At 73.4% G+C, this 8,828-nt stretch carries 11 protein-coding genes; 3 read left to right on the forward strand and 8 right to left on the reverse strand.

Annotation, left to right across the window (positions count from 1 at the left end):
• Positions 1-16 precede the first annotated feature (16 nt).
• The 7 genes from VF330_RS34265 to VF330_RS34295 form a co-directional block, all read right to left on the reverse strand.
• Positions 17-508, reverse strand: a complete 492-nt coding sequence (locus VF330_RS34265) for a hypothetical protein (RefSeq protein WP_330855873.1) — start codon at positions 506-508, stop codon at positions 17-19.
• Positions 509-541: 33 nt separating this feature from the next.
• A complete protein-coding gene (locus VF330_RS34270) occupies positions 542-1,105 on the reverse strand; it encodes a hypothetical protein (RefSeq protein ID WP_330855874.1) in 564 nt (187 codons plus the stop codon).
• Positions 1,102-2,451: a hypothetical protein gene (locus VF330_RS34275; RefSeq protein ID WP_330855875.1), complete on the reverse strand. Its 1,350-nt coding sequence runs from the start codon at positions 2,449-2,451 to the stop codon at positions 1,102-1,104. The genes VF330_RS34270 and VF330_RS34275 overlap by 4 nt, the downstream gene beginning before the upstream one ends.
• Positions 2,448-3,209 carry an ABC transporter ATP-binding protein gene (locus VF330_RS34280; protein WP_330855876.1) on the reverse strand — a complete coding sequence of 254 codons (762 nt, stop codon included), beginning with the start codon at positions 3,207-3,209 and terminating at the stop codon, positions 2,448-2,450. The genes VF330_RS34275 and VF330_RS34280 overlap by 4 nt, the downstream gene beginning before the upstream one ends.
• Before the next feature lie 106 nt (positions 3,210-3,315).
• Positions 3,316-4,080 (reverse strand): ABC transporter ATP-binding protein, encoded by a 765-nt coding sequence (locus tag VF330_RS34285; protein ID WP_330855877.1) that lies wholly within the window; start codon positions 4,078-4,080, stop codon positions 3,316-3,318.
• Positions 4,077-4,859, reverse strand: a complete 783-nt coding sequence (locus tag VF330_RS34290) for a zf-HC2 domain-containing protein (protein ID WP_330855878.1) — start codon at positions 4,857-4,859, stop codon at positions 4,077-4,079. Before VF330_RS34290 ends, VF330_RS34285 begins: the two co-directional genes overlap by 4 nt.
• On the reverse strand, positions 4,856-5,407 hold the full coding sequence (locus VF330_RS34295; protein WP_330855883.1) for an RNA polymerase sigma factor: 552 nt from the start codon (positions 5,405-5,407) through the stop codon (positions 4,856-4,858). The genes VF330_RS34290 and VF330_RS34295 overlap by 4 nt, the downstream gene beginning before the upstream one ends.
• 117 nt (positions 5,408-5,524) lie before the next feature.
• Between VF330_RS34295 and VF330_RS34300 the strand changes: the two genes are divergently transcribed.
• Entirely contained in the window at positions 5,525-6,217 is a 693-nt protein-coding gene (locus VF330_RS34300; RefSeq protein WP_330855879.1) for a hypothetical protein, read from the forward strand.
• On the opposite strand, the gene VF330_RS34305 is transcribed toward VF330_RS34300, so the two are convergent.
• On the reverse strand, positions 6,166-7,308 hold the full coding sequence (locus VF330_RS34305) for a helix-turn-helix domain-containing protein (protein ID WP_330855880.1): 1,143 nt from the start codon (positions 7,306-7,308) through the stop codon (positions 6,166-6,168). The two genes, VF330_RS34300 and VF330_RS34305, sit on opposite strands and share 52 nt — an antisense overlap.
• Before the next feature lie 86 nt (positions 7,309-7,394).
• Here VF330_RS34305 and VF330_RS34310 point away from each other — a divergent pair, with 86 nt between their 5' ends.
• Both VF330_RS34310 and VF330_RS34315 read left to right on the forward strand, forming a co-directional pair.
• A complete protein-coding gene (locus VF330_RS34310) occupies positions 7,395-8,462 on the forward strand; it encodes a ferredoxin reductase (protein ID WP_330855881.1) in 1,068 nt (355 codons plus the stop codon).
• A 176-nt stretch (positions 8,463-8,638) separates the two neighbouring features.
• The coding region (locus tag VF330_RS34315; RefSeq protein ID WP_330855882.1) for a TRIC cation channel family protein at positions 8,639-8,828 on the forward strand (190 nt) is incomplete at its 3' end.

Raw genomic sequence — 8,828 nt, forward strand, 5'->3', positions numbered from 1 at the left:
GCGCTCGGTTTCGGCCCTACGGCGAGGCTTTGGACCCGTTCGGTGCGACGGCGTACCAGCGGTCGTCGACGCCGTGACCCGTCGTGTCCCCGGCCTGCTCGTCGTCGACGTAGCGGTGGACGGGGTGGCCGGCGATGGTCACCTGCTCCAGGCCGTCCGGGCGTTTCACCGTGCCGAGGAGGCCCTGGTCGAGGCCCGGAGCCTCGATCTTGCCGCCCGCCGCCAGCAACGGCGGCCAGACGAGCGTGCACTGAGGTTCGACGCACGTCGGGACCGCGTCGTCCTCGGTGTTGAGGTAGAGCGTGTACTGGTCGCGGTCAGCGACGACCTTCCCGAGCCGCGAGTCCACCACCTGCAGTGTCGCGATGTCGCCCGGCAGGACCGCGGTGGGTCCGGCCACGGGGCCGGAGACCGCCTCCGGTTCCTGCGGGGTGGCGGTCTCCTCCGCCGGTGCGGCCGAGCAGGCGGCGAGGCCGAGGAGCACCGCGACGAGGACGAATCGGGTCACACCGGTGGAATACGGACAACCGGTCCGGCCGGTTCAGCGGCGCCCGCCGCGCACCGTGTAGGCGGCGACCCCGGCGGCGAACAGCACCGCCGCCGTCCACCGCGTCACCGGGTCGTCCGACGCCCCGGTCGGCCACGTCACGATCCGCCAGGTCAGCGACTCGCCCGCCGGCATGATCGCGCTCACCGCCCACCACAGCACCGGTCCGGCGGCGGCCAGCCGGGCGCCCGCGACCGTCGCCGCCAGCCCGGCGAGACCCGCCATCCCGGCGGCGTCGCGGAGCACGAACGCGGCGTCCGGGGGAGCGTCCCCGAACCCCTGGACGAGGTGCACGGCTGCTGCGGCCAGTGCGGTGGCGACCGGCAGGTGCCCGAGCCTCCACACCGGCCACGGCACGGCGGTCGAGGCGTCCAGCTCCGGGTCCTGGCCCGCGAGGCCGACAGCGACGACCAGAACCCCGGCCAGCGCCGTCAGCGAGGCGCTGAGGGCCGTCCACGGGTCGTGCAGGACCGACCACGCCGCCAGGACGACCACGGGCAGGGCGAGGAGCGCGGCAGGGATGCCGCGTGACTTGGAATAGAGCGCGAGGGGCCTCATCGTGCCGCCAGCGCGGCGAGGACGGCCTCGGAGTCGTCGCAGGCCAGCAGCATCTCGCGCACCTTCGCCACGCGGTTGCGCTGCTCGGGCTCCGGCTGGGCGCGGAACGCCTGCCAGGCGTCGTCGACCTCGGCGCGCAGCCTGCTGTTGTTCCACGTGTGCGGGTCGGACGCGAGCGGCGCCAGGCCGCCGTTGAAGTAGCCGGCCGTCACGTAGCGCACGATGCCTTCCCTGGTGTCGAACCTGTCCGGCGTGGCACAGCCGGCCACGCCCGCTCCGGCGAGCAGCTCCAGCCGGATCTGCTCGGCGGTCATCGTCAGCACCCCGGGACGGCCCCGGGCCGACAGGAAGACGACCTTGCTGCTGCGCGGTGCCACGACCAGGTGGGCCATCGCCGAGGTGTCCTCGTGGACCTCGGACGGCGCGCCCGGCAGCACCGCGAGCTCGGCCAGCGCTTTCTTGCCCGCCGCGGCCGCCGTCGGCAGCGAGGCCTCGTGCGCCCGGCTCACGCACACCGGCCCGTCGCAGACGAGCTCGCCCGCGATGGAGTCCGTGACCAGCACGTCGGCGAACTTGACCGGCAGGACCGCCAGGGCGAGCGCGCCGGCCAGCACGACCGGCACGAGCGCCGTCAGCCGTCCCGCGGCGGTCCGCGCCACGAGCAGCAGGAACGCCGTCACGCCCAGGCCGGTGAACCAGACGAGCTGGCCGACGTCGACGGAGGTGGACGTGGTGACGAGGTCCGAGCTCGGCGGGTCGAACACGGGCGCGAGCAGGGCGAAGGGGGAGATCCTGTCGTCGGGGGTCTGCGCCTCCAGGGCCCGTCCTTCCGCGGTCGCCAGCATGAACGTCGCCACCAGCGCCACCGGCACGGTCAGCGGGTGCGGCAGCATCCGTCCGATCGCCATGCCCAGCAGCGCGCTCGACGCCAGTGCCAGCACCGCGGTCAGCATCAGCGGCACGAACCCGACCGAGACGAAGCCCCCGTTGAACGCGACGTTGGCCACGAGTCCCGCGCAGAGGAGCAGGGCCGCCACGGCGACGACGCCCGCCACGGCCGCCGCCAGCGTGCCGAGCCGGACCCAGCCGGGCCGGGAGGTGGCGGTGAACAGCTCGGTCACGCCCGCCCGGCCGTCCCGCATGCCCTGCAGGACCGCGAGACCCACCACGAGGGCCCACACGTACGCCAGCGGCAGGCGGAGCCCGAGCAGCGCCGTCGTCGAGTTGCCCGTCCACTCGGCGCTCTCCGACATGACCAGCGCCAGCATCCCGGCGCCGGACACGAGCACGACGAGCCCGGCCCAGAGCGCGGTCGAGCGCCGCAGTTCGATGCGCAGCCCGGTCACCAGGCACCCCCGGTCTTCGCGCTGATGAGCGCCGAGTAGCCGCGTTCGATCGGGCTGTCGCCCACGTGGTCGCTGGTGCCGGCGCCGACGAGGTCGGCCGGGGTGCCCTGGAAGACGAGGGTTCCCTCGGACACGAGCACCACGTCGGTGCAGGCCGCCGCGACGTCCTCGACCAGGTGCGTCGAGATGAGCACGCACGACCGTTGCCCCAGCTCCGCCACCAGCTCGCGGAACCGGAGCCGTTGCGCGGGGTCCAGCCCGACCGTGGGTTCGTCCAGCAGCAGCACCTCGGGATCGTTGACGATGGCTTGCGCGATGCCGACGCGCCGGACCATGCCGCCGGACAACGACTTCATGCGGTCCTCGGCCCGGTCGGTCAGCCCGACCCGGTCCAGCGCGCGGTGCACGGCGTCCGGGATGTCCTTGGCGGGCATCTCCTTGAGCCAGGCCAGGTACTCGACGAACTCCCGGACCTTGAACCGCTTGTAGAAGCCGAAGTGCTGCGGCAGGTAGCCGAGCCTGCGCCGCACGGGCCGCAGCCGGCCGCCGATCGGCGTGCCGAGCAACGACAACGTGCCCGCGCTGGGTTTCTGCACGGTCGCCAGGGTCCGGATCAGCGTCGTCTTTCCCGCGCCGTTGGGGCCCAGCAGCCCGTGCACTCCCTTGCCCAGCTTGAGGTCCAGCCCGTCGACGGCGTTGCGGCCGCCGCGCCTGCCGCCCACCCGCACGACCAGGTTGTCGGCTTCGATCGCCCGCATCCTGTTCTCCTTCGAGTCATGTCCGCGTACGACCGGGAAGACGGCGGTGGCGCGCCTCAGGTTCTCGGTTCGCTGTGACCTGCGCCACTTCGTCCTGTGTGGACTGTCACCAGGCGCCGGGGCGGCCGGGCAGGGCGAGAACGGCGCTGTAGCCGCGTTCGATCGGGCTGGCGCCGGGGTGGTCCTCCGTGCCGGCCGCCGCGAGCCGCGCCGGGGTGCCCTGGAAGACGAGTTTCCCCCGGCTGAGCAGGACCACGTCCGTGCACGCGGCGGCGACGTCCTCGACCAGGTGGGTGGAGACGACCACGCACGCGTCCGTTCCGAGCTCGGTGAGCAGCTCGCGGAACCGCAGCCGTTGCGCGGGGTCGAGGCCCGCGGTCGGTTCGTCGAGCAGCAGCACCTCGGGGTCGTTGACGATCGCCTGCGCGATGCCGACGCGCCGGACCATGCCGCCGGACAACGTCTTGAGCTTGTCGTCGGCGCGGTCGGCGAGCCCGACGCGTTCGAGGGCGCGTTGCACGGCACCGGGGATGTCGTTGTCCGGCATCTCCTTCAGCCACGCCACGTACGCGACGAACTCCCGTGCCGTGAACCGGCGGTAGTGCCCGAACTCCTGCGGCAGGTAGCCGATCCTCCCGCGGAGGGCGTGGAGGTTCCCGCCGCCCAGCAGGGACAGCGTGCCACCGCTGGGTTTCAGGACTGTCGCCAGCGCGCGGATGAGCGTGGTCTTGCCCGCGCCGTTGGGACCCAGCAGTCCGTGCACACCGCGTCCCAGGGTGAGCGTGACGCCGTCGACCGCCGTCTTGCGGCCTGCCTTGACCCGGAGGTCCTTCGCCTCGATCTCCCAGGCGTAGGTGGTGGGCGCGGTCATCGGGTCGCCTCCAGGCGGGTGAAGGCCATGCGGCGCCGTGCGAGCACGAACAGCCCGACGGCGAGGATCACGGCCCACGCGGGTGCGGTGTTCTCGTCGAGTGCGAAGGACATCCGGCTGTACGCGATCGTCGGCGCCACGATCGCCACGGCCCACGCCACCGTGAGCGCGACGGCCGCGCGCGTGATGCCGACGAGCGCGCCGAGAGCCAGCGTCCCGATGGTGAAAGCCAGACACGGCAACAGCCACAGCGTCAGGTCCAGTCCCGTCAGGACACTCGCGACCGCCAGCCCCGGCACGACGACGGCCAGCACCGTCGCGGTCCGCCGGAACACCAACGGCAACCCGGCGCGCGGCGTGGCGGCGACGATCTCGTAGGCGGGGTCCAGCGACCGGCTCCACGACGCCGCGACCCCGAGCACGGGCAGCACCGGCGCGACCAGCAACACCAGCGACACCCGCCCGCCCGCCGCCGCGCCGACCTGGTCGAGCGCCACCGCGGCCGCCGTGACGAGCAGGATCATGGCCAGCCACGGCCCGGCCGCGGGCGACACCCACCCGGTGAACCGGCGCCGCGCCGCGGGCATCTGCGGCGTGCTCCGCAGGAGCGGTTCGAGGTCCGCCCACACCGCCTGCGCGATCGGTTCGGGACTGAGCCGCCCCCGGCACGGCGCACAGGTCTCCAGGTGCGACTCGACGGCCCACACCTGGTCGGCCTCGATGTCGACGTCACCACGCGCGTACCGGCGCAACAGCCGGTCGCTGGGGTGTGCGGTCATGCCAGTGCCTCCCTCATCGCGATCCTCGCCCGCCGCGCGCGGGTCTTGACGGTCCCCTCGGGCACCCCGAGCAGCAACGACGTCTCCCGCACCGACAACCCGTCCAGCACCATCGCCTGCAACACCTGCCGCAACTCCGGCGCGAGCCGCCGCAGCGCGTCCCCGACCTCGTCACCCACCACCCCGTCCAGCACGGCCTCGTCGGCGGCGGGCGCGGTGTGCTCGGGCGCGGCGGCTCGCGGCGGCGTCGCGTGGTGGGCACGTCTGCGGAACGCGTCGATCAACCGCCGAGCCGCGATGGTCCACAGCCACCCGACCGCACTGCCCCCGGCCGCCGCACCGGCGAACGCGTCCGCCGCCCGCCACACCGCGAGGTAGGTCTCCTGCAGCACCTCGGCGACGATCTGGTCGTCCGCACACCGCCTGCGCAGCCGGATCGTCAGCCACGGCGAGGTGCGGCGGTACAGCTCCTCGAACGCGCGCCGGTCACCCCGCGCGACTCGGCGCACGAGCTGTTCCTCGTCCAGGTGGGCCGGCTCACCCCGGATGGCTCTCACACTCCGCTAGACGTGGGGACGGCCCGGTGGGTTCTCTTGGGGGTGTGGCGTGCGTCACGGCGCACGGTAACGGGCCGGCGGGCGGGCCGCGATGCAGGCGGTGTGCCGATGACGGACCTCACGACGCTGACGCTGCCCGCCTGGGTCGATCCCGCCCAGGTCCGCGCACACGCCGTCGAACACCACTCTGTCGAGATCAAGGCGGAGTGGTGGCGCGAGGCGGTCAGCTCGCGACGGCTGCCCGGCACGCCGCCCGCGGGGGAGCTGCTGACGAGGGCGGAGGTCTGGGCTCCTGCCGACGTGTTCACCCTGCTGTGGCGCACCCTGGCCTGGGGATCGGGCAGGTACCTGCGGCTGAACTCGCGCCGCCTGGACAGCGTCGCCGCCGACGTGCCGGGCTGCGAACGTCTGCTCACCAGGGCGGCGGAGCTGTCGCGGCGCGACCCGGCCGCCGCGTTCGCGCTGCTGAGGCCGGGCGGGCAGACCGCCATCCGGTCGTTCGGGCCGTCGTTCTTCACGAAGTTCCTGTACTTCGCGGGCGGAGGGGCGCCGGAGCACCCGTGCGCCATCCTCGACCGGGTCGTGGCGTCCGCGCTGCACGACCAGTGCGGCTGGACCTCGCTCAACCGGTACGGCGGGTGGCCGCCGGAGACCTACGAGCGCTACTGCGCGCTTCTTGGCCGTTGGGCGCGGGAGCACCGGTGCACGCGCGGCCAGCTCGAGCTCACCCTGTTCCGGGGCGAACGCGGTCACGTCGTCGCAGGCAGCCCCACCGCGAGCGTCAGCTCCAGCACCCGCTGAGGCGAGGAGAGATCCGGGAACAGGTCCCGCAGCTGCCCCATCCGGTACCGCACCGTCTGCGGGTGCACGAACAGGGCCGTGGCCACCTCCTCCCGCCGCCCGTGGTGCAGCAGCCAGGCCCGCAACGTCTCCTCCAGCCGCCGCGCCGAGCTGGCGGGCAGGGCGCGCAACGGTGCCAGGGCGCGGGCCCGGAGGTCGGCGTAGGCGTCCGGGTCGGCGGTGAGCACCAGCTCGGAGAGGTGTTCCTCGGTGTCGCGGATCGAGGGGGAGAGCGAGCGCGCGCGCACGGCCCGTGCGTAGGAGGTCGACGCGCGCATCCACGGCCTGGCCGGGCCCACGACGGCGTGGCGGGCGCTCAGCTGGCGGAGCAGGTGGGCGCGGTCGGCGTCCGGGACCAGGAGCACGCCCAGCGAGTCCGGGAGGTCGTCGAGGACCAGGGTGCCCGCGTCGAGGGAGCGGAACGCGGGACGGGCCTGGGCGGCGGGCAGCAGTGCCACGGTCAGGGTCGTGGGGATCGTCCAGGCGGCGCGTCCGGCCGCGGCCAGCAGGACCTCGGTACTGGCTCCGGCCAGCAGGTCGCGGGCCAGTTGTTCCAGGTGGCGCTCGTGGGCCAGGCCGCGGGCCGCCAGTTCGTCGGCGTGGCCCGCGGCGGAGGCGGCGGAGAGCTCGTCGATGTAGGCGAAGGTCAGCTCGGCGAACTTCGCCACCTCGGCGGCGGGCAGGCCTGCCGGCACGGCGCCCGCGGCGAGGCCTCGCCAGGCCACCCGTGCGCCCACGCGGTAGGCGCTGAGCAGGGCGTCCATCGAGCGGCCGTCGCGGACCTCGCCGCGGCCCAGCTCGTAGGCCGCGTCGCTCGCGTCGCCGCCGGTGGCTGTGCCGCCCGCCAGGTCGAGGTAGTGTCCGAGCGCTGTGCGGACCGCGCGGCGGATCGTGCCGCCCATGCGGCCCGAGAGGGCGTTCGCGTAGCTCGGGACCTCGTCGATGATGGCCTGCACGACCTCGTCGGCCGTGGTCCGCAGGACCGCGCGCAGCGCCGTGACTGTTTTCTCGTCCAGGGCCAATTCGGTGGCCCGCTGTATTGCATGACTCACGATTTGTTCCCCGCGAACAATTCGGCCGAGCAGATTCACGTCGTACGGACAGGACTTTACGCCCTGAGGCGCATCAAGCTGGAGTCATGACGAGTGCCGCCCTCCGCAGCAGGGCGTGGAAACTGCTGGAACTGGTCACGACGCCACTGCTGCCGTCCGACTACCTCGACCTGGTCAGCCCGCTCCGCGCGGGCGCTGACCTGCGGGGACGCATCGAAGCCGTCCACCGGGAGACGGACGACGCCGCGACCATCGTGATCAGGCCCGGCAAGGGCTGGCGCGGTCACGTCGCCGGTCAGTACGTCCGGATCGGCGTCGACGTCGACGGCGTGCGCCTGTGGCGCGCGTACTCGGTGACGTCGCCGACGAGCCGCGCGGACGGGCGCATCACGATCACCGTGAAGGCCATTCCCGACGGGAAGGTCAGCAACCACCTGGTCCGCAAGGTCAGACCGGGCACGGTCATCCAGCTCGACCAGGCCACCGGCGAGTTCGTGCTGCCCGCCGCCAGGCCCGCCAAGGTCCTCTACCTCACGGCCGGCAGCGGCATCACGCCCGCGATGGGCATGCTGCGCGACGCCCGGCTCACCGACGTGGTCATGGTCCACTCGGCCCCGCGCGAGGAAGACGTCATCTTCCGCAACGACCTGCACGACCTCGTCGCGGACAAGGCGCTGACGCTCGTCGAGCTGCACACCGACACCGACGGCATGCTCGACGTCGCCGAGCTCGGGAAGCACGTCCCCGACTGGGCCGAGCGCGAGACCTGGGCGTGCGGCCCGGCCGGCCTGCTCGACGCCGCCGAGGCGCACTGGGCCGAGCACGGCATCGCCGAGCGCCTGCACACCGAGCGGTTCCGGCCCACGGTCGTCGTGGCGGGCGAGGGCGGCGAGGTCACGTTCGGCAAGACCGGCAAGACGGTCGACGCCGACGGCGCCACGCCGTTGCTCACCATCGGCGAGGAGGCCGGCGTGCTGATGCCGTCCGGCTGCCGCATGGGCATCTGCTTCGGCTGCGTCACGCCGCTGAAGTCCGGAGCCGTGCGGGACCTGCGCACCGGCGAGATCACCCAGGCCGAGGACAGCGCCAACGCCCACGTGCTCGTGCAGACCTGCGTGTCCGCCGCGGCGGGCCCCTGCGAACTCGAACGCTAGGGCCTGTGTCGAAGTCCATGTTCGCGACAGCCGGGCCTGAGGCGGCCCCCGGGGGCACGGCCGGACGACCCACGTACAACACCGGTACGCGGGTCGCCCGGCCGCACCGCCAGGAACCACCTCAGACGCGGCTCTCATCGAACGGGACTTCGACACAGGCCCTAGTCTGTGCGTTCGTGCTGCTCATCGTCCTGGAACTGATCGGGATCGCCGTGTTCGCCGCCTCCGGTGCGGTGGCCGCGGTCCGCGCCCGCCTGGACGTCTTCGGCGTGATCATCCTGGCCCTCACCACGGCGCTGGGCGGCGGCATCATCCGCGACGTCCTGCTCGGCGTGCACCCGCCGACGAGCCTGCGCAGCTGGCCGT

The sequence above is a fragment of the Lentzea sp. genome (assembly GCF_036380075.1).
Lineage (GTDB): Bacteria > Actinomycetota > Actinomycetes > Mycobacteriales > Pseudonocardiaceae > Lentzea.

Bases quoted from the DNA above. Each gene is read 5' to 3' on its own strand.
- VF330_RS34285 (WP_330855877.1), bottom strand. From the start codon at position 4,080: ATGACCGCGCCCACCACCTACGCCTGGGAGATCGAGGCGAAGGACCTC.
- VF330_RS34310 (WP_330855881.1), top strand. From the start codon at position 7,395: ATGACGAGTGCCGCCCTCCGCAGCAGGGCGTGGAAACTGCTGGAACTG.
- VF330_RS34270 (WP_330855874.1), bottom strand. From the start codon at position 1,105: ATGAGGCCCCTCGCGCTCTATTCCAAGTCACGCGGCATCCCTGCCGCG.
- VF330_RS34290 (WP_330855878.1), bottom strand. From the start codon at position 4,859: ATGACCGCACACCCCAGCGACCGGCTGTTGCGCCGGTACGCGCGTGGT.
- VF330_RS34300 (WP_330855879.1), top strand. From the start codon at position 5,525: ATGACGGACCTCACGACGCTGACGCTGCCCGCCTGGGTCGATCCCGCC.
- VF330_RS34280 (WP_330855876.1), bottom strand. From the start codon at position 3,209: ATGCGGGCGATCGAAGCCGACAACCTGGTCGTGCGGGTGGGCGGCAGG.